The organism is Paraburkholderia unamae, from assembly GCF_003268775.1.
In the GTDB taxonomy this organism is placed as follows: domain Bacteria; phylum Pseudomonadota; class Gammaproteobacteria; order Burkholderiales; family Burkholderiaceae; genus Paraburkholderia; species Paraburkholderia unamae.
This window is the reverse complement of record NZ_QLSU01000016.1, coordinates 68,806-88,376: the sequence shown is the minus strand read 5'-3', so window position 1 is coordinate 88,376 and position 19,571 is coordinate 68,806. Positions and strand designations below refer to the sequence as shown.

15 protein-coding genes are annotated in these 19,571 nt (G+C 63.6%); 6 read left to right on the top strand and 9 right to left on the bottom strand.

Going from position 1 to position 19,571, the window contains the following annotated elements; genetic code table 11:
- Positions 1-6 precede the first annotated feature (6 nt).
- The 6 genes from C7401_RS25045 to C7401_RS25020 all read right to left on the bottom strand — a co-directional run bounded on the left by C7401_RS25045 (position 7) and on the right by C7401_RS25020 (position 6,647).
- Complete coding sequence (locus C7401_RS25045) at positions 7-1,074, bottom strand: ABC transporter ATP-binding protein (protein ID WP_112174111.1); 1,068 nt, start codon at positions 1,072-1,074, stop codon at positions 7-9.
- Positions 1,071-2,072: an ABC transporter ATP-binding protein gene (locus C7401_RS25040; protein WP_112174110.1), complete on the bottom strand. Its 1,002-nt coding sequence runs from the start codon at positions 2,070-2,072 to the stop codon at positions 1,071-1,073. Before C7401_RS25040 ends, C7401_RS25045 begins: the two co-directional genes overlap by 4 nt.
- Positions 2,069-2,908, bottom strand: a complete 840-nt coding sequence (locus C7401_RS25035; protein ID WP_112174109.1) for an ABC transporter permease — start codon at positions 2,906-2,908, stop codon at positions 2,069-2,071. The genes C7401_RS25040 and C7401_RS25035 overlap by 4 nt, the downstream gene beginning before the upstream one ends.
- Positions 2,905-3,846: an ABC transporter permease gene (locus C7401_RS25030; protein WP_112174108.1), complete on the bottom strand. Its 942-nt coding sequence runs from the start codon at positions 3,844-3,846 to the stop codon at positions 2,905-2,907. Before C7401_RS25030 ends, C7401_RS25035 begins: the two co-directional genes overlap by 4 nt.
- Positions 3,847-3,886: 40 nt before the next feature.
- Positions 3,887-5,413 carry an ABC transporter substrate-binding protein gene (locus C7401_RS25025; RefSeq protein ID WP_224038321.1) on the bottom strand — a complete coding sequence of 509 codons (1,527 nt, stop codon included), beginning with the start codon at positions 5,411-5,413 and terminating at the stop codon, positions 3,887-3,889.
- 325 nt (positions 5,414-5,738) lie between these two features.
- Complete coding sequence (locus C7401_RS25020; RefSeq protein ID WP_112174106.1) at positions 5,739-6,647, bottom strand: LysR substrate-binding domain-containing protein; 909 nt, start codon at positions 6,645-6,647, stop codon at positions 5,739-5,741.
- A 213-nt stretch (positions 6,648-6,860) separates the two neighbouring features.
- Between C7401_RS25020 and C7401_RS25015 the strand changes: the two genes are divergently transcribed.
- From C7401_RS25015 to C7401_RS24995, 5 genes are all read left to right on the top strand, one after another.
- Positions 6,861-8,114, top strand: a complete 1,254-nt coding sequence (locus C7401_RS25015) for a CaiB/BaiF CoA transferase family protein (protein WP_112174105.1) — start codon at positions 6,861-6,863, stop codon at positions 8,112-8,114.
- Between the two features lie 45 nt (positions 8,115-8,159).
- Positions 8,160-9,323 carry an acyl-CoA dehydrogenase family protein gene (locus C7401_RS25010; RefSeq protein ID WP_112174104.1) on the top strand — a complete coding sequence of 388 codons (1,164 nt, stop codon included), beginning with the start codon at positions 8,160-8,162 and terminating at the stop codon, positions 9,321-9,323.
- A 10-nt stretch (positions 9,324-9,333) separates the two neighbouring features.
- Complete coding sequence (locus tag C7401_RS25005; RefSeq protein WP_112174103.1) at positions 9,334-10,122, top strand: enoyl-CoA hydratase/isomerase family protein; 789 nt, start codon at positions 9,334-9,336, stop codon at positions 10,120-10,122.
- Entirely contained in the window at positions 10,119-11,021 is a 903-nt protein-coding gene (locus C7401_RS25000) for a hydroxymethylglutaryl-CoA lyase (protein WP_112174102.1), read from the top strand. Before C7401_RS25005 ends, C7401_RS25000 begins: the two co-directional genes overlap by 4 nt.
- 61 nt (positions 11,022-11,082) lie before the next feature.
- Complete coding sequence (locus C7401_RS24995; protein WP_112174101.1) at positions 11,083-12,381, top strand: CitMHS family transporter; 1,299 nt, start codon at positions 11,083-11,085, stop codon at positions 12,379-12,381.
- 73 nt (positions 12,382-12,454) lie between these two features.
- Here the strand turns inward: C7401_RS24995 and C7401_RS24990 are convergent, their stop codons facing one another.
- From C7401_RS24990 to C7401_RS24980, 3 genes are all read right to left on the bottom strand, one after another.
- The gene (locus C7401_RS24990) at positions 12,455-13,993 is read right to left on the bottom strand and encodes a serine hydrolase (RefSeq protein WP_112174100.1); all 1,539 of its coding nucleotides are present in this window, start codon (positions 13,991-13,993) and stop codon (positions 12,455-12,457) included.
- A gap of 476 nt (positions 13,994-14,469) precedes the next feature.
- Positions 14,470-16,299, bottom strand: coding sequence for an ATP-binding response regulator (locus C7401_RS24985; protein WP_112174099.1), 1,830 nt, complete (start codon positions 16,297-16,299; stop codon positions 14,470-14,472).
- Entirely contained in the window at positions 16,296-17,018 is a 723-nt protein-coding gene (locus C7401_RS24980) for a response regulator (protein ID WP_112174098.1), read from the bottom strand. Before C7401_RS24980 ends, C7401_RS24985 begins: the two co-directional genes overlap by 4 nt.
- A gap of 498 nt (positions 17,019-17,516) precedes the next feature.
- Here C7401_RS24980 and C7401_RS24975 point away from each other — a divergent pair, with 498 nt between their 5' ends.
- Positions 17,517-19,454 (top strand): cellulase family glycosylhydrolase, encoded by a 1,938-nt coding sequence (locus C7401_RS24975; RefSeq protein ID WP_181565683.1) that lies wholly within the window; start codon positions 17,517-17,519, stop codon positions 19,452-19,454.
- Positions 19,455-19,571 lie beyond the last annotated feature (117 nt).

Below are 19,571 nucleotides of genomic sequence, written 5' to 3'. Positions count from 1 at the left end.
GGCGGTTCAGGAGTGGCGATGCAGGTGGACCGGCGCGAGCGCCGCGCCGGTGGTGGAGAGCGGCCGGATGCAACGGACTTCGCGCAGCTCGCCCGGCTCGGCGGCCGGTTCGAGCGCAGGGCGCGCGGCACGGCATGCGTCGACGGCGTGCGGGCAGCGCGAAGAAAAGCTGCATCCCGCGGGCGGGTGGAGCGGGTCGGGCAACTCGCCCGTCACGCCGGGCGTGCGCTTGCGGTGCTTCGGGTCGGGCAACGGAATCGCATCGAGCAAGCCGTGCGTGTAGGGATGATGCGGCGCTTCGAACAGCGCGTCCGCCGAGGCGGATTCGAGCACTTCGCCCAGATACATCACCGTCACGCGGTCGCTGATATGGCGCACGACGTTGAGGTCGTGCGCGACGAACAGGATCGCGATGCCGAGCTTCGCACGCAGGTCTTCGAGCAGATTGATGATCTGCGCCTGCACCGAGGCGTCGAGTGCGGACACGGGTTCGTCGGCGATCAGCAGGCGCGGCTCGACCGCCAGCGCGCGTGCGATGCTCACGCGCTGGCGCTGCCCGCCGCTGATCGCATGCGGCATGCGCTCCTTGAGTTGCGGCGCGAGCCCCACCATGAGCAGCAGTTCGTCCACGCGCTCGCGTCGCTCGGCGGCACTCGCGGCGAGGCCATGCACGAGCAGCACTTCATCGAGCATCTGGCCGAGCGTCATACGCGGGTTCAGCGATGCATAGGGGTCCTGAAACACCATCTGGATGTTGCGCGCGCGGGCCTTGCGGTCGCCGCCCGCCGCCAGCGCGCGGCCTTCCCAGCGCAGCTCGCCGGAATCGGGCGCTTGCAGCCCCGCGATCGTGCGGCCGAGCGTGCTCTTGCCACAGCCCGACTCGCCCACCACGCCGAGTATTTCGCCCGGCTTCACGGCGAGCGAGACATTGCGCAGCGCGTGCAGCTTCAGCGGCTTGCGCCCGCTCAGCAGGTCGCGCGCCGTGCGCGTCTGCCGAAACGTCACGCTGATGTCGCGGCATTCGAGCAGCGGCGCGAGCGCGGCCGCATTCGATGAAGGAAAGCTCGTGGTCATGCGATTTCCTCGATGCGGATGCAGGCGCTCGTATGCCCCTCTCCCACGCCGACGAAGGGCGGCTGGCCCTCGGCGCAGGCGGGCGCGGCGTGCGTGCAGCGCGGGTGAAAGCGGCAGCCCGCAGGGGGCGCGGCGAGGTCGGGCGGCGCGCCCGCGATGGGTTCGAGACGCCCCGCGCGCCGCGCATGGGCGGGCAGGGCGTTGAGCAGCGCGCGCGTGTACGGATGCGAGGGCCGCTCGAACAGCGCAACGGTCTCGGCGCGCTCGACAATGCGGCCCGCGTACATCACCGCCACCTGATCGCAGGTTTGCGCCACCACGCCCAGATCGTGGGTGACGAGCAGCACGGCCATGCCGGTTTCGTCGCGCAACTGCACGACAAGCTTGAGGATCTGGTCCTGGATCGTCACGTCGAGCGCCGTGGTCGGCTCGTCGGCGATCAGCAGCTTGGGGCGGCAGGCGAGCGCGATGGCGATCAGCACGCGCTGGCGCATGCCGCCGCTCAGCGCGTGCGGATAGTCGTGAATGCGCCGCTCGGGCGCGGTCACGCCCACCGACTTCAGCAGGTCGATGGCCTGCGTGCGCGCCTGGCGCGCCGTGAGCTTCCAGTGGCGGCGCAAGCCTTCCTCGATCTGCGCGCCCACGCGCATGGTGGGGTTGAGCGCAGTCATCGGGTCCTGGAAGATCATCGCGATCTCGCGGCCGCGAATGTCGGCCAGCGTGCGATCGGACGCGCCCACCAGCTCGCGGCCCGCGAAGTTGAGCGAGCCTTCCGTGCGCAGCGGCCGCGCGCCGCCGAAAAGCTGCACGAGCGAGCGGCACGTCACGCTCTTGCCACTGCCCGATTCGCCCACGAGGCCGAAAATCTCGCCGGGGCGCACGCTGAAGCTCACGCCGTCCACGGCGGCCACGGTGCGCTGCGCGTCGCCGAAGCTCACGCGCAGGTCGCGCACGTCGAGCAGCACGTCATTGTTGTCGATGCGGGTTTCGGGCGTCATCGCTTGGGCCTCAGCAGGTCGTCGAGCCCGTCGCCGATCAGCGTGAACGTCATGCCGATATAAACGATCGCAAGCCCTGGGAAAACGGAGATCCACCAGCCGTCCTGAATGAAGGTGCGGCCCTCCGAGATCATGATGCCCAGCTCGGGCGTAGGCGGCTGGATGCCGAGACCGAGAAAGCCGAGCGAAGTGACGGCGAGTATCGTCAGGACGACATCGGACATCATGAACACGATGGCGGGGGTGATGACATTGGGCAGCACGTGGCGCAGCATGATGCGCGCGTTGCTGTAGCCGAGCACGCGCACGGCCTGGGTGTATTCGAGGCGGCGCACGAGCAGCACCTCGCCGCGCACGATGCGCGCGAACGAGATCCACACCACGAGCGAGAACGCGAGATACATGTTGCCCGTGCCGGGCCCGAGCGCCCCCACGATGCTGATGACGAGCACATAGAACGGAAACGCCCAGAGAATATCGACGAGGCGCATGATCACGCGATCGACCCAGCCGCCGAAGTAGCCGGACACGAGCCCGACGGCCGTGCCGATCACGAACGGCAGCGCCACACAGATGGCCACGACCACGAGGTCGGTGCGCAGCCCGGCGAGCACGCGCGCCAGCACGTCGCGGCCGAGTTCGTCGGTACCGAGGAGGCTGCCCGCGCCGGGCGCCTGGAGCGACTGGCCCAGATCGACGGCGAGCGGGTCGTGCGCGGCGAGCGTGGGGCCGAACAGCGCGGCGAATATCAGCAGCGCGAGCATCGCGAGGCCCACGCGCAGGCTGTGGCCACGCGTGGCGCGGCGCGCGAAGTGGAAAGTGGCGGCGAGCATCATGACAGACTCACGCGCGGATCGATCAGCGAGTACGCGACGTCCGCCAACAGGTTGATGATGACGACGAGCACCGCGAACACGACGGTCAGGCCTTGCACCATCGGATAGTCGCGCGTGCCGATCGAGGAGACGAGCAGCGACCCCAGGCCCGGAATACCGAACACTGTTTCGATCACGACCGTGCCGCCGATCACCCAGCTCGTGTGCACGGCGAGCACGGAGATCGTGGACATGAGCGAATTGCGGAACACGTGCTTCCACAGGACGCTGGCGTTGCGCAGCCCCTTGGCGCGCGCGGTGTCCACGAAATCGGCGCCCAGCACCGCGATCACCGAGCTGCGCAGCGACTTGATGGTGAGCGCGGCGGTGCCGAGCGCAATGACGGCCGAGGGCAGCACGAGATGCCAGAGGTGGCTGACCCAGCCTTCGCCATAGCCCGACACCGGAAAGAGCGGCCAGTGGATCGACAGCAGCAGCACGAGCAGGATGCCGAGCCAGAACGGCGGCATGGAGAGCGCCACCACGAACACGAGCTTCACGCCATGGTCGAAGAGGCCGCCGCGCTTGAGCGCCGTGAGCATGGCGAGCGGCACCGTGAGCGCGAGCGCCATGAGCGTGCTCACGCCCACGAGCGCGAGCGTGGGGCCGAGGCGCGCCAGCACGAGCGGCGCGACGGCGCTGCGATAGGCGATGGACTGGCCGAAGCTGCCGCGCAGGATGTCCGCGAGAAACGACAGGTATTGCTGCCACAACGGCCGGTCGAGACCCAGTTGCGCGGTGAGGTTGGCGATATCGGCCGCGGTGCCGCGGCTGCCCAGCATGAGCGTGGCGGGGTCGCCGGGCAGCGCGCGCAGCAGCAGGAAGGCGATGACCGTGATGCCGAGCAGCACCGGCACCAGCTGGATCACGCGCGACACGCAGAATGCGACGAGTTTCATGACGGTTTCCGGTGAAGGCCCGCGGAAGTGCGAAAACGCATCAATGCATCACCACGTTCTTGAGCGAGTAGTTCGAGGTGGGCAACACCTCGAAGCCCGTCACGTTGCGGCGGTAGGCATACGGCTCCGTGGGCGTATAGAGGAAGATGAACGGCGCGCCGTCGTGCACGCGCTGCTCGATCTCCTTGAACATCTTGCCGCGCGCTTCGCCGTCCGGCGTCACGCGCTCCTGCGCGTAGAGCGCGTTCACGCGCTCGTCCTTCCATTGCGTGTGGAACGCGTTCGCGCGCTCGGGATTGACGGCCGTGAAGCCCGTGAGCTGGTCGGGGTCGATCGTGTCGCTCGTCGCATAGCTGAGCGACATTTCGTAGTTGCCCGCCTTGGTCGTGCTGAACTGCGTGCTCGCCTCGATGGTCTGCAAATCGACCTGCACGCCGATTTGCGCGAGTTCGGCTTGCAGCGCGCTCGCCACCTGGCGCGCCACGGTGTCGCCGCCGGGCACGAGCATCGAAGTCTTGAAGCCGTTGGCGAGACCGGCCTGCGCGAGCAGCGCCTTCGCCTTCGCGACATCGTGCGGATAGGGCTGCAACTGCGTGTTGTTGTACGCCATGACCGGCAGCGACGATGTGGCCGCGCGCCCATTACCTCGCAGAATGCCCTTGATGATGCCGGCCTGGTCCACGGCAAGGTTGAGCGCCTCGCGCACGCGCGGGTCGCCGAACGGCGGCTTCGTGGTGTTGAGCTGCACGAGGTCGATGCGGAACACCGGCGCGCTTTGCACGGCGATGTTCGCATCCTGCTTGAGGCCGTCGACCTGGTTATAGGGAATGCCCACGATGGCGTCCAGCTCGCCCGCCTTTAGCTTGAGCACGCGCGCATTGTCCTCGGGCACGATCTCGACGCTTGCGCCATCCACCGAAGGCTTGCCCTTTTCCCAGTAGTACGGGTTCTTTTCGAACACCTGGCGCTGGCCGCGCGCCCAGCTCTTGAGCACGAACGGCCCTGAACCCACGGGATGTTCGAAGAACGCGTCGCCTTGTTGCTCCACGAGCTTCTGCGGCAGGATCGAAGCGCTGAACATGGCGAGGTTGTTGAGCATCGGCGTGAAGGGCTTGTCGAGCTTCATCACCACCGTGTGGTCGTCCACGGCGCTGTAGCTCGCAATGGGCTTGAAGAAGCTGGCCCACGACGACTTTTCGCCGGCCGCGCGCTTGAGCGAGTACACCACGTCGGCCGCCGTGACCGGTTGGCCGTTCGAGAAGCGCGCGTCGCCGCGCAGCTTGAAGCGGAACTCCTTGCCGTCGGACGAGACGGTCCACGACTCAGCCACACCCGGTTCGAGGCGCTTGCCGTCGCGGCTCGGGCGCACCAGCTGGTCGTAGATCAGCAGCTCGGTCCAGATCGAAGGGTTGTCGCTCGAAGCAATGGGGTCGAGCGTGAGCGCGTCGGCGCGCACGCCCAGGCGCAGCGTCGCCGCGCTGCCGTCGGGCGCGAACAGCGACGATGCGAGCGCGAGTGCGGCGAGGCTCGCCTTCAGGGCGAGAGAAGTACGGTTCGTGACGGGCACAGGCCTCTCCATGAGTGGGAACGTGTGCTCCGAGTGTCGAAGGGACAAATTTTGGCGTCAAATCACAAGATCACCCCATTGCATAACCTTGCGTTATAGGTTGCGGGGGCAACGAAGTGGGTGCGCGGTGGGCGCAAAGGCGTGTCGGCGGGAGAAAGCACGGTATTTCTGTTTGGCTGGCAGCACGACATTTGAACGTGGCTGGGGCACCATTGTCATGGCCAGATAGAGATGTCTGGTCGCCATGCGGGTGCAGAAACTGGACGGCGCTTTGGAGCGGCTTGAACGGTGAGCCCTGCTCACGACCCGTGACTGTGCACCCGATTCAGTCGTGCTCGAAAGCGGCGCTCTCCGGGCCAGTATGCCGTCTTGCGCATTCCACGAAGGTGTCCAGACCCGGCGAGCCATAGCTGGGGTTCCACGCGATCAGCGCCGGGGTCACGGCGCCCACATCCGCAAGCGGAACGAAACATACCCCCCGCATGCCGCTGCGGGCCATGCTCTCCGGCACGAGTCCGATGTGGAAACCGTTGGCGACCATTGCCGCGATGCTGAGCCAGGTCCGGGTTGCATGGCGTGTGCGCGGGTGCACGCCGGCACGGCTGAATGCGGCGATGACGTTGTCGTAGTTGGCGGGCGCGATCTCGCGGTCGAACATGACGAAGTGCTCGTGCTCCAGATCCGCGATACGAAGCGACTCCCGCTGCGCGAGGGCATGAGATTCCGGCAGGCAGACAGCCAGCTTGTCCGCGCGTAACGGAATCGATTTCAGCTGGGGCGGCACGGTGGCGGCGTTGATGAAGCCGACATGCAATTCACCGTGCAAAAGCGCCTGGACTTGTTCGGCCGATCCAGTCTCGTGCAGGATGACCTCGATATTCGGCATCACCTCGTCGAATGCCGTGAGGATCCTCGGCACCTCGCGATAGAAGAACGAACTGGTCACCCCGACATCGAGGCGGCCGCGTCTGCCGCTGGCGACGGCCTTGGCCGTGTCCTTGGCGCGTGCAATACGCTCCAGGATGATGCGGGCCTCCACCAGGAAGGCGGCGCCGGCCGGCGTGAGCTGGACCTGCTTGCTGTCGCGATCGAAGAGGCGGGCGCCGACTTCCTCCTCCAGCGCCCTGATGGCCGAACTCAGCGGCGGCTGCGTAATGGACAGACGCTCCGCCGCTCGCCCGAAATGCAATTCCTCGGCCAGAACGGAGAAGTATCGGAGATAGTGCGTCTTCATCTCGGCATCGATAGCTATTTTTATCTATTTTAGGCTCCGTCAATACTTTCTGTAAATCGTCGGGCCAGGGTTGTGCCGCGCCGATGCATCTTCGATTCGAAAAAAAGATCGTCCGAGCCGAAAACGCAATTGGACGGGAATCGTTGCTCTGCCTACAGTCGCTCGCATGTCGCCGATATCTGACCGGCCGATTACCAACATGCAGGAGACACGATGAAACCGGACGAAAATACGGGCCCTGGGCACGAAACCGCTGCGCAGGCGCGCGGCGGCCCGCTGGCTGGCGTGAGGATCCTGGACTTGACCTCCGTCGTGATGGGGCCTTTCGCAACCCAGATCCTCGCCGCGCTCGGCGCCGAGGTGATCAAGGTCGAGTCACCCGACGGCGACAACATGCGCCACGTGGGGCCGATGAAGCACCCCGGCATGGGTCATATCTTTTTGCACGCCAACCGCGGCAAGCGCAGCCTTGTCCTGGACCTCAAGCAGCCTGAAGCGCGCAAGGCGGCGCTGCAACTGGCTGAGCGCTGCGATGTGTTGATCTCCAACGTGCGCCCCCAGGCGATGGCGCGTCTGGGTCTCGACTACGAAGCCGTGCGTGCGGTCAATCCGCGCATCATCCACGTGTCCTGTTGCGGCTTTGGCCAGGACGGCCCGTATGCCGCGAAGCCGGCGTATGACGACCTGATCCAGGGCGCTTCCGGGCTGCCCTGGCTGATGAGCGAGTACGGCGCCGACAAACCCTGCTATGCGCCGCTCACGCTGGCCGACCGTGTCACGGGCTTGCACACGGTGTATGCCGTGACGACGGCCCTCTACGAGCGCGAGAAGTCCGGCACCGGACAGGCGGTCGTCGTGCCCATGTTCGAGGCCATGGCGCAGTTCGTACTGGGGGATCACCTCGCGGGCCTGAGTTTCGAGCCGCAGGACGGCGAGCCCGGCTATGCGCGGCTCCTGACCTCGCACCGCCGGCCGTACAAAACGAAGGACGGGCACCTGTGCGTGCTGATCTACAACGACAAGCACTGGCGCGCGTTCTTCACTGCCATCGGTCAGGCCGGGAAGTTCGAAAGCGATCATCGCTTCTCCACCCATACCAACCGCGCGAGACATATCGACGAGGTCTATGCCTGGGTTGCGGATTTGATGCACACACGCACCACGGCGGAGTGGCAGGCGCTGCTTCAGCAGGCGGACATCCCGAACATGCCGATGAATTCGCCGCACGATCTGGTGGACGACCCGCATCTCACCGCCGTGGGCTTTATCGGCCATCAGGAGCATCCGACCGAGGGGCCTTTGCGCACGCTGGGCAACCCGACGAGCTGGTCTCGTAGCGCTTGCGTCGAGCCGTCACCCGCCCGGCGTCTGGGCGAGGACTCCGCCGATATCCTCCGCGAGTTGGGTTGGTCCGATGCCGAGATCGATGACCTCGTGCAATCGCATGGCACGGCCACGCCCACCTGAGCACGATTCGGCTCAGTTCTCCTAAAAAATTTCACGAGACACACCATGGATTTCGCACTCACAGAATCCCAGCAGCAGATTGTTGATGCCATCGAGAAAGTTTGCACCCCGTTCGACGCCGATTACTGGTATGCGCGGGACAACGATGGCGAGTTTCCCGAAGCGTTTTACCGCGCGCTCGCCGATGCCGGCTGGCTGGGCATTGCAATGCCGGAGGAGTTTGGCGGCGCGGGGCTCGGCATTACCGAAGCCGCGCTGATGATGCACACCATTGCGAGCACCGGCGCGGGATTGTCAGGCGCGTCGGCGGTGCACATGAACATTTTCGGCCTGCATCCGGTGGTGGTGTTTGGCACACAGGAGCAGAAGCAGCGCATGCTGCCGCCGCTGATTGCCGGCAAGGAGAAGGCCTGCTTTGGCGTGACCGAACCCAATGCGGGCCTCAACACCCTCAAGCTCAAGACGCGCGCCGTGCGCGAAGGCGACCACTACGTGGTGCATGGCCAGAAGGTGTTCATCTCCACCGCGCGAGAAGCCGCAAAGATCCTGCTGCTCGCGCGCACCAAGCCGGTGGAGGAGTGCAAGGGTACCGAGGGACTCTCACTGTTCTACACCGACTTCGACCGCAGCAAGATCGAAGTGCACGAGATCCCGAAGATGGGCCGCAAGTGCGTGGATACGAACCAGCTATTCATCGATGGGCTGCGCATTCCCGTGGAGGACCGCATTGGCGAGGAGGGCAAGGGCTTTGAATACATCCTGCACGGCATGAACCCGGAGCGCATCTTGATCGCGAGCGAGGCGATCGGTCTCGGCCGCGCGGCTCTCTCGCGCGCTGCCAGATATGCCGGCGAGCGCGAGGTGTTCAATCGTCCCATCGGCAAGAACCAGGGCATTCAGCATCCGCTCGCCGAGCGCTGGATCGAGCTGGAAGCCGCCTTTTTGCTGGCGATGAAGGCCGCATGGCTGTACGACCAGCACAAGCCTTGCGGCGCCGAGGCCAATGCCGCGAAGTTCTTCGGCGCGGAAGCGGGTTTTCGCGCCTGCGAGACGGCAATCTTCACGCACGGCGGCATGGGCTACGCGAAGGAGTTTCATGTGGAGCGCTACATGCGCGAGAGCTGGATTCCGCGCCTCGCGCCCGTGAGCCCGCAACTGATCCTGTGCTTCATCGCCGAAAAGGTGCTGGGGCTGCCGAAATCCTACTGAGCGGGCGCGTATGGACTATCGAAACCTTGAAATCGCGGTCGCCCGCGGCGTCGCCACGATCTGGCTCAACCGGCCCGACATGCGCAATGCGATGAACGAGGCGTTGATCAGCGAGCTGACCGACGCGGTGCGCGCAGTGGGCGCCGACACCGGCGTACGGGTAGTCGTGCTGGCGGGGCGCGGCAAGGCATTCTGTGCCGGCGCCGACCTGGGCTGGATGAAGCAGATGGCCGAATACAGCCACGCGGAAAACCGGGCCAGCGCAGTGGAGCTGGCGCGGATGCTCAACACGCTGCATACCTGCCCCAAGCCGACGATCGCACGCGTGCACGGACATGCCTTTGCTGGTGGCATGGGACTGGCATCGGCCTGCGATATTCGTATTGCAGATCCTGCGGCCGAGTTCTGCCTGAGCGAGGTGCGCATCGGTCTCGTGCCGGCGACGATTTCTCCATACGTGGTGCAGGCCATGGGAGCGGCGGCCGCTCGGCGCTATATGCTGAGCGCCGAGCGCTTGACGGCCACCGAGGCGCACCGTATCGGCTTCGTGCATGCCCTATGCGCGCCGGGTGCGATCGACGCAGCCGTTGACCGCTTTGCGCAACAGCTGCTCGGCGCCGGACCGGCCGCGCTGGCGCGCACCAAGCAGCTGCTCGATGACGTGGTGGATCGTCCGGGCGACGAGGCATTGCTGGAGATGACCGCCGACGTCATTGCCGATGTGCGCGCGTCAACCGAAGGCCGCGAGGGTCTCAGCGCCTTCCTCGAGAAACGCAAGCCTGCATGGGAGGGGGCATGACCCAGGTCCGTATCGTCGAGGTTGGCCCCCGTGACGGGCTCCAGAACGAAACGCAGACGGTTGTGACCGCAACGAAGATCGAACTCATCGAACGTTTGGTCGCGGCGGGTCTGCGCACGGTCGAGGCGACATCTTTCGTTTCGCCCAGGTGGGTGCCGCAAATGGCCGATCACGCCGAGCTGATGGCGGCGCTCCCGCGGCATCCGGGCGTGACCTACCCGGTGCTGACGCCCAACCTGAAGGGGTTCGAGGCGGCGTTGACGCATGGCGTGCGCGAAGTGGCCGTATTCGCCGCTGCCTCGGAGAGCTTCTCCCAACGCAACATCAATTGCTCGATCAGCGAGTCGATCGAGCGCTTTCAGCCTGTGTTCGAGGCCGCGCAGCGCGAAGGCGTGCGTGTGCGCGGCTATGTCTCGTGCGTGGTGAGCTGCCCCTATGAAGGGCCGGTCGATCCGCAACGGGTGGCCGAGGTCGCCGCGCAAATGATGGCGCTGGGCAGTTATGAAGTGTCGCTGGGAGACACCATCGGCACAGGCACGCCGGCTTCGGTATTGCGCATGCTGGAGGCGGTCGCCACGCGCGTGCCGGTGGCGCAACTGGCCGGTCATTACCACGACACCTACGGCATGGCCGCGGCCAACGTACACGCCTCGTACCAGTTCGGGCTGCGCGTGTTCGACAGCTCCGTGAGCGGTCTGGGCGGCTGTCCGTATGCGAAGGGCGCGTCGGGGAACATCGCGACGGAAGACGTGGTTTACCTGCTGCACGGGCTGGGCGCTACGACCGGCATCGACCTCGACCGGCTCGTCGACACGTCCGTCTGGATTTCACAGCAACTCGGGCGCGAGCCGGGTTCCAGGGTGACTCGGGCGATGTTCGCCAAACGCCAGAGCATCTGACAAGGCGGCTGCCTTTTTTATTAGAAATATCTGCCGTACTTAAACGGCGCACGGAGACAACATGCTGGCAATCATCGGGCTCATATCGGTATTGACGCTACTGACGCTCATCCTGACGAAGAAGATGTCGCCCCTCGTGGCGCTGATCGCCGTACCCATCGTTGCCGCACTGATCAGCGGCTCCGGATTGAAAACGGCGACGTTCGTCGTCAAGGGCATCGAGAGCGTTGCACCCGTCGTCGGCATGTTTATCTTTGCGATTCTGTACTTTGGCATTGTGAGCGATGCCGGCATGCTGGATCCCATCATCAACCGCATTCTCCGGATGGTGGGCGGGCGCCCCACGCGCATTCTGATGGGCACGGCAATGCTCGCGCTGCTCATTCACCTCGACGGCTCCGGCGCGGTGTGCTTCCTCGTCACGGTGCCAGCCATGTTGCCGGTCTATGAACGGCTCAACATGGACAAGCGCTTGTTGACCTGCATGGCGGCGTTGGGGGCGGGCATCAATTTTCTGCCCTGGAGCGGGGTCATGATCCGTGCTTCCGTCGCGCTGCATATCCCGGCCATCGATATTTTCACCCCGCTCATTGGCGCTCAGGTGGTAGGCATCGTATTCGTGCTCGTGACCGCGTTCGTATTGGGCAAGCGTGAAGAGCGGCGCCTCGGCCTGGTGCACGATGGCGCCGCGTTCGTCGTGCCGACGCGCGAGTTGTCAGAACAGGAGCGGGCGCTGCGCCGGCCGAAAATGTTCTGGGCAAACCTCGGCCTGACCATCCTGGTGATGGGCGTGATGATCAGCGGCAAGGTCGAGCCGGTCGTGATGTTCATGATCGGCACGGTCATCGCGCTGTTTCTCAACTACCCGAATGCCGACGAACAGCGCGCACGCGTTGATGCGCATGCCCGCGCCGCGCTGATGATGGCCGGCGTGCTGCTCGCGGCCGGCGCCTTTACCGGTGTCATGTCCGGAACCGGCATGCTCAATGCCATGGCGAACGCCGCCGTTCACTTCATTCCTGCGGAACACGCCTCGCATATCCCGTTCATCATGGGGCTGATCTCCATGCCGCTGAGCCTGATTTTCGATCCGGATTCGTTCTACTTCGGCATTCTGCCGGTCGTGGCGAACGCGGCGCATCAGCTTGGCGTCCCGCAAATTCAGGTTGCTCAGGCCGCCATTCTCGGGCAGATGACCACCGGCTTTCCGGTGAGCCCGCTGACGCCCGCGACGTTTCTTCTGGTCGGCCTGGCAGGACTGGAATTGTCCGAGCATCAAAAATTCGCCATTCCGTTCCTTTTCGGCGCGTCGGTTGTCATGACGTTGGCATGCGTGGTGATGGGCGTCTTTCCGCTCTGAATGCGACGAATTCGATCCACCTGAAAACGGGGTTGCGCGCCGCGCCCTCGGCGAAGCGCGCTTCACCGCCCGGCTACGACGCGCGCGTGAACGTCCCCAAGCCCTGCTCGTTAAAATTGTCGAGCGTCACCTGCTGCCCCGCGAAACTGACCTCGAAGCGCGAGCCAGCCGGAGCCTCCGTGGGCGGCAGGACGTAGCTGAACACGTCGCCGTTCCAGTGCGTGCAGGTGAACTGGGTGCTGGCGGGGCCGAGAGTGAGCACGAGCGCATTGTCCTGGACGGCGACCTGTAGCGGACCGAAATAGTCGTTGGCGTAGACGCCAGCGTAATTGGCGAGAGGCTGCGCGGGTGCAGGAGACGCGGGGGGCGTCGCGCCCGCCAGCGCGCCCACTGGTTGCGAGTACACGGCGAACACCGAGGTGAAAAACGCCAGCCAGTCCTGCTGGGCCTTGCCATACTGCACGAGATCGAAAAACTGTTGCGCGAGCGCTTCGGGCACGCCTACTGGTGCCGTGTTGGTGAGCACGACAATGGCGAGGTCCATTGACGGCACGACCATGAAGGTAGTCGCCGCGCCGGCGGTGAACGCGCCGGAATGATTGAACATTGCGCGGCCGCTGTCGGTCGTGCTCACAACGAAGCCGTAGCCGTAATACGCGGCCGGCAGCGTCGCAGTGGCGGGGCGGCTCTCGATCTGCTGGGAGAGTGCCGGCTGAAGCGCGCTGGCGGGAATCACCACCTGTCCGTTGACGGTACCGTTGCGAAGCAGCATGGCTAGCCATCGGGCCATGTCGTTCGCGGACGAACTGACGCCGCCCGCCGGTGACTGGGGGTCGGGGTCACGCAGCGGGCCGGGCACGTATTTGCCGTTGACCAGAACATGGCCCGCGGCCGCATTCGAGCGTGCGGCGAAATCGGCGTAGAGCGAACTGGTGCGCGTCATGCCGAGCGGCCGGTAGATCGCTTGCTGCGAGAGCGTGGCCCAGTCCACGCCCGCTGCCGCCGCGACGCCGGCCGCGCCCGCGGTGAGCCCGAAGTTCGTGTAGTGATAGGTCGTACGGAACGGGTCGAGCGCGAGGTAGTGCAGACGTTGCAGTATCTGCGTCTGGTCGTAGCCGATCTCTTCGAGGGTGTCGCCGGCATGCTCTGGCAATCCCGAGCGATGCGCGTAGAGATCGCCGACCGTCACCTTCGCTGTGGTGGTCGGGTCGGCCAGCGTGAACCACGGCAGTATGCGGGACATGGGGGTGTCCCAGCTCACGACGCCTTGACCGACCTGCGCCGCGACGACCGTCGCCCCGACAGATTTGGATACCGAAGCGAGCTGGAACACGGTGTCGGCGTTGACGGCCTGCTGGGTTGTCACGCTGGTGACGCCGTAGCCCTGCGCGAAGACGGTGTTCGTGCCCCGCACAACCGCGACCGACATGCCGGGGATGCCCGAGGTTGCCATCATGCTGCGTGCGAGCCCATCGAGTTGCGCAAGTGCCGCATTAACCTGTGCATCCGATACTGGCCCGGTTGCCGAACCCGAACCTGTCGTCACGGCGGCGCTACCGCCACATGCGCTCAGCGCGCCACACAATGCCGTGCCCAGAACGCGCCGACGCATCAGGAAGTGGGGAGTCGTTGTGGATTCCGCTTTCATTGTCATGATGAGTTGTGGTTGGTTTGCATATGTCGTTGAGAAGTTCTATGCCGGCATTGCCATGGCAGGGCGTAGTGCCGGCGTTGCCGCTTGTCGCCGCGGGAATACGGACAGCAACCACATGGGCGAACCACTTTCGCGTCGATAGCAGCCCGAGGGCCAATTGCGATCGCAGCGACCGCGTACTTCAAGAACGTGAGCTTGCCGGAGACCTGTTCATCCACGGTTGGCCGTTGCGAGCGGATGATAAAGACGCAGAACGCGACGGCGAATGGCCGCGCGGGCCGTGTTGCCGGAACCGTGTTGATGCAAATTACTATCGAGTTATGCTGCCCACTTTCACTGGGGAATCCTGTCTCGGAGCTTCATGGATAATAGCAAGTTGAAACAACAAATTCAGTCATCCGAAGATGCCAGGGTGAACCTTCGCTGGCTCGCTGCTACCCCATGTGGAGCGCTTGCGCGATGTGGCGCGCGAGGGTGCTTTCATCGACAGGCTTATGCAGCAGCGCGTCGCCAATGCGGGTTGCATGCCGGATACGTGCCGGGTCAATGTCGCCGCTCACAAAGATGACCGAAAGCGCTGGCATCCTGGCCCTCAGGGCCATCGCGAGATCGAGTCCGTCCTCACCGTGTTGCAGGCGCAGGTCGCTCAGGCACACGCGCCATTGACGCTCGTTCGCCAGTTCAAGCGCCTGCGCGGCGCTCTTCACTGCGTCGACCTGGGCGCCCCAGGCCCTGAGTAGACGCGCGAGGCTGTCACACACCACGCGATCGTCATCCACGACCAGCATCGCGATCCCGTCGAAGCGCGTAATGCCCGCAAGCCCCTCCGGCGCCAGCCGCGTGCGACCCGAGTCCGCTGCATCGAAAGGCAGGCGTACGCTGAATATGGTCCCTTCACCCGGTTGCGAGCGGAGGGTGACTGTGGCTTCCAGCACGCGCGCGAGACGCGAGACGATCGACAGGCCGAGCCCGAGACCCCGTTCGCGCGAATGCTCCGGGTTGTGCGACTGAAAGAACTCCTCGAACACCTGCGTTTGATGTTCCAGTTCGATGCCCGGCCCTGTATCGGATACGTCGATTTGAATCGTATGCGCTTCGGGTACGACGTCGATCCTTACGCTGCCCTGCTCCGTGAATTTGACCGCGTTGTCCAGCAGATTGCGCAGCAGCCGTTCGAGCAGCACGGGGTCGGTATGGAAGACCACATCCGGGCACGATGACTCGATCATGATATTGCGTTCCCGTGCAACCAGCCCGATCTCGCGGGCGAGACGCTCGACCAGTTCCTGCAAGTCGATGTGCTCATACCTGACCCTCACGACGCCGGCATCGAGCCGCGAGAGGTCCAGCAGGTTGTCCAGCAGTCCACCCAGCGCGCGGCTTGCGCGCGCAATGTTGTCTGCAATCTCGCGCTGCTCGTCGGTGGTCGACGTTTCCCGCAGCACCGCGGTATAGAGGGCGAGCGCTTGAGCGGGCTGGCGAAGGTCGTGGCTTGCGTTGGCGAGAAAGCGCGACTTCGCCATGTTCGCGTCGATCGCCTTCCTGTGCTCAATCCCGGTGAGCTGTTGCTGGTGTTCAAGCGCCTTCATCGCCTCCTCACGCTCGAAGCGGATACGCACCGAATGTTCGAAGACATCCGCCATGTTGCGTGAGAAACGCAACGTCGTCACCAGGAACCCAAAGAGCGTGAAGACGATAATGTAGGCCGAACCCGTGCCGAGCCGCAACCACTCGAACGCGAGCGGAGGGAGGGACAGGAGCACCAGCGCGCGGTAGGCCGGAACATACGACGCATAAGTCACGACTGAACCTGTCAACGAGAGCAGCACCAGGATGGTCCACTCCGCGCGCCCTCCGGGCGACAGCGCGCCAAAGTAGCCGACCGAGGCGAACGCAAACCACAGGCCGTTCACGGTCGCGAACGCCACATACTGACCGAAGACCCGCGGGACTTCGCGATCCTCGAGTTCCTGTAGCGCGCCCTTGAGCAGTCCGCGACTCAGCCATACCCGGTAGGCATTGACGGTTGCCACCAGCACCACCGGGCCAATCACCGCAGCGACCGGGGCGTTGCCCCAGAACACGATCGTGAAGAGGATGGTCCCAACGACAAAGGCTGGGCCGGCTTCGCGAGAGCGTTGCGCGAGCAACTGGATGCACTCACGCTTGAGTACGCGTTTCGTCTCGCTGGCGGTTGCATCAGTCGGCGCCTGGCCCAGTGTCGCGCCCGCCGTGGCGGCGTCAAAGTGTGCCTCGGTGCTCATGCCAGATCCGCCCCGCGCCAGCCGAGGCGCGCCAGCACATACACAAGCTGACCGCGGCTACGCACGCCCAGGATGTTGAAGAGGTTCTGCACGTGGGTTTTCACGGTCAGATCGGAGATGCAGAGTTCCTCTGCAATCGCCTTGTTGGTCTTGCCCTGCGCTATGCGCGCGAGCACCGCGCCCTGTCGGGTGGAGACACCGACTTCGCGCAGCACCTGGTCACGCTCAGCGAGGGTGCGTGTGACACTCAGCAAACACGTGGCCGGCAGCGAGATGCCGCCGGCGAGTACCGTTTCGATTGCAGACATCATCTCTTCGGAATTCCCGGACTTCTGAATGAAACCCATTGCACCATTGTCGATGGTGAGTCGGATGACGTCGGGGTCCTCGTTACCCGAGAGCACGACGATGGGGATGTTGTCGTGAAGTTCTCGCATGGCGTGCAGTGCCTGCACACCCTGCATGCCCGGCAACTGCAGATCCAGCAGGATCAGGTCCACGAGATGCGCCCGCTCCAGGACTGCCTCTGCTCCCGCCACGTTCGACGCAAGATCCACCTGAATCCCGGGCCGAACGTGTCGAAGCAACAGTCTCAGGCCTTCGCGGAAGAGGGCGTGGTCGTCAATGACCAGAACATGCAATCGCTTCATGGAACCCCCATGTGAACCGTCCGGGTCTTTCGGATCTGGTTGCGCATTCAAATAGCATATCGACGTCATCGACACTCCATATTCAGGACATGCTGCCTGGTGGTACCCAGCGCTACGCTATTTTCTCGAAGGATTGGGAAAATACTCCATATGGAGCATTCCCTGGCAAAAACCCAAGGCATAGCATTCATCAGGTTACGCTTGAAACCGCGTGAATCAGTTCTACGAATTTCCCGGAGTGTGAATGCAGCTATATAGCAATGGGTTATCTGACGTTACGCGAGAACACCAGCCAGAGGAACGCTGGATAAGAAGTCACTGAATGTCATTCCCGCGGGCAGCAGTCCTTAACTCTAGCCAATCCAGATAGACAGGCAACGCCGAAAGATTGCCGCCACCGCTAACAATGTGATTGCACACTTTCCGGAATGTGTGCGCTGCCGGTTGTCGAGAAGCACATTGTTTGCGATGCAAAGCCGGTCGTGTTTTCCCAACACGACGGTTTTTTTGCCAGCGCCTGCAAGGCATTTGAGAAAACTACACCGACCGAACAAGGGAATTCGTACCATGAAAATGAAGCCATTCACGCTGGCAGCGAAAATTGCCATGCTGGCGCCGTTTGCACTTGCCGCTTGTTCAGGCAGCGACTCGCAGAGTCCGGTGCAATCGGGCGTGTTCTCGGACAGTCCAGTCAAGGGCCTCTACTACGCGGCCAGCCCCTCGGGCCAGTCGGGCATGACCGACGTGAATGGCGCGTTTAAATATGTGACGGGCGACACGGTGTCCTTCTACATTGGCAAAGATGCCACCGGCACCCTGCTGGGCAGCGCCACCGGCGGCGCCACGCTGACCCCGATCGACCTTGCCGAAACGCCTACGGGTAATGTGACGGCAATGTTGCAGGTACTGCAGTCGCTGGACGCCGATCACAATCCAGACAACGGCATCGACATCGAGAGTGCGCCGCCCAGCAAGTGCAATATGACCGATCAGTCCGGCTGCACGGTGTCCGCTGCGCAGGCACAGTCCAATTTCGCCACCTCGCTAGCCCTGTCGGGAAACACGACATATATTGGCAAGCCAACGGCATGGGCCTCGCAAATGAAAGCAAACTGCCTGATTACCCGAAACGGCGATTGCTACCAGATCAGGGGCGTAGCCTATTCGCCATCGCCGGTGGGCTATAACGTCAAAGACGGCCCCGCTCTAGGCGATCTGTTCTGGGATTCATTTTCTACGCAGAACAACGGCAATATCGATCTCTATAACTGGTACTCGCTATGGGGCGAGGGCGTATTGCAAGGCACGGCGTCGCAGTGTGGCGGTAGTAACTGCGTCGCCCGCAACGACCTCAAGAATCTTAAGAACATGGGTGTCAACACCATTCGCGTCTACGCCATGCTCGACCGTCAATTGCCGAATGGCGCTGTCACGCTGCCCCTGACAGGCCACCAGTTTTCGCATAGTGCTTTCCTGCAAAGATGTGCCGACCTGGGCATTCAGGTCCTGGTGGATATCCCGATGCCCTCAATCATGTTCAAGCAGAACGAGTACGTCAACGCCGACCCCAACCTCATAAAATTCTGGGAACAGAATCTTCAGGAGACCGTGAGTGAGCTGAAGGACAATCCGGTGGTCATGGGCTTCGACATCATGAACGAGCAGGACGGGGATCCATACGGCTTCAACAGCAACCAGAGCGCGGGAACACCCACCAACGACTTTTACTATGAGCAGTCCATCAAATATGCGTCGATGATCAAGCAGATCGCCCCCAGCAAACTGGTGGGCTGGGCGATCCACGACGACCCCACGCAGCTGCGATGGGCCGCGAACAACCAGTTCTCGGCGGGTGCTCTGGCTGGCCGCACCTACCTGGCGGAACTGGCCAAGGTGTTCGACTTTTGGGGCCTCAATACCTATCAATCGGAGATCCTGGACCCCGTGCTAGGCAAGACGGCCGACACTCAAAAGTCTGTAAACATGTCTTATGCGGAACTGCCGGGTTCGATGCAGCACCCCGTTATCTTCACCGAGTTTGGCTGGCCGGGCACCGGCCGTCAGGGTGACCAGGCAAGCGGCGGACTGTATGTCAGTACGGCGACCGATCAGAATCTGGCAAAAAAAATTACCCAGATGTACAGCCTCGCGTATGGGTCGACCTACCAGAACGTCTTTGCCGGCGCATTCTTCTTCTCATACGCGGAAGAGTGGTGGAAAGGCGGCAATCAAAGCACTGCGCAAGGGGATCCTAATAATTGGCGGACGACCACATCGGTGACCGTGCCCATTCCGACCTTTCCGAATCATTGGAATGACGAAGCGGGGTATGGTCTTTACACGGTCACTCAGCAAGGCAAGAAAAATGGCTTGAGTCCGTGGTGCGGCAGCGGACCGTGCCTGCCTGCCGACACCCTTGGCGGCTTGCAGTACTCGATCGATGCATTGCACCAAATCTATGACCCGTCGTTCAGTCCGCCTGCCAATCCTAATTACCCGCTCTAACGATGAATAAGAGGCCCCGATAACAACGGGGCCTCTCAATTTCACGCTCGTGGCCGACCGGGCGAACGGCGGGGCTGCCTGGTGTTGTCACAGGGTAAGCGACGTTCAGTTTTGCGC

What these genes read in the sequence shown, in the direction of transcription:
- C7401_RS25045 (WP_112174111.1), bottom strand. Translation starts at nt 1,074, where the DNA reads ATGACCACGAGCTTTCCTTCATCGAATGCGGCCGCGCTCGCGCCGCTG.
- C7401_RS25040 (WP_112174110.1), bottom strand. Translation starts at nt 2,072, where the DNA reads ATGACGCCCGAAACCCGCATCGACAACAATGACGTGCTGCTCGACGTG.
- C7401_RS25035 (WP_112174109.1), bottom strand. Translation starts at nt 2,908, where the DNA reads ATGATGCTCGCCGCCACTTTCCACTTCGCGCGCCGCGCCACGCGTGGC.
- C7401_RS25030 (WP_112174108.1), bottom strand. Translation starts at nt 3,846, where the DNA reads ATGAAACTCGTCGCATTCTGCGTGTCGCGCGTGATCCAGCTGGTGCCG.
- C7401_RS25020 (WP_112174106.1), bottom strand. Translation starts at nt 6,647, where the DNA reads ATGAAGACGCACTATCTCCGATACTTCTCCGTTCTGGCCGAGGAATTG.
- C7401_RS25015 (WP_112174105.1), top strand. Translation starts at nt 6,861, where the DNA reads ATGAAACCGGACGAAAATACGGGCCCTGGGCACGAAACCGCTGCGCAG.
- C7401_RS25010 (WP_112174104.1), top strand. Translation starts at nt 8,160, where the DNA reads ATGGATTTCGCACTCACAGAATCCCAGCAGCAGATTGTTGATGCCATC.
- C7401_RS25005 (WP_112174103.1), top strand. Translation starts at nt 9,334, where the DNA reads ATGGACTATCGAAACCTTGAAATCGCGGTCGCCCGCGGCGTCGCCACG.
- C7401_RS25000 (WP_112174102.1), top strand. Translation starts at nt 10,119, where the DNA reads ATGACCCAGGTCCGTATCGTCGAGGTTGGCCCCCGTGACGGGCTCCAG.
- C7401_RS24995 (WP_112174101.1), top strand. Translation starts at nt 11,083, where the DNA reads ATGCTGGCAATCATCGGGCTCATATCGGTATTGACGCTACTGACGCTC.
- C7401_RS24990 (WP_112174100.1), bottom strand. Translation starts at nt 13,993, where the DNA reads ATGCGTCGGCGCGTTCTGGGCACGGCATTGTGTGGCGCGCTGAGCGCA.
- C7401_RS24985 (WP_112174099.1), bottom strand. Translation starts at nt 16,299, where the DNA reads ATGAGCACCGAGGCACACTTTGACGCCGCCACGGCGGGCGCGACACTG.
- C7401_RS24980 (WP_112174098.1), bottom strand. Translation starts at nt 17,018, where the DNA reads ATGACGTCGATATGCTATTTGAATGCGCAACCAGATCCGAAAGACCCG.
- C7401_RS24975 (WP_181565683.1), top strand. Translation starts at nt 17,517, where the DNA reads ATGAAAATGAAGCCATTCACGCTGGCAGCGAAAATTGCCATGCTGGCG.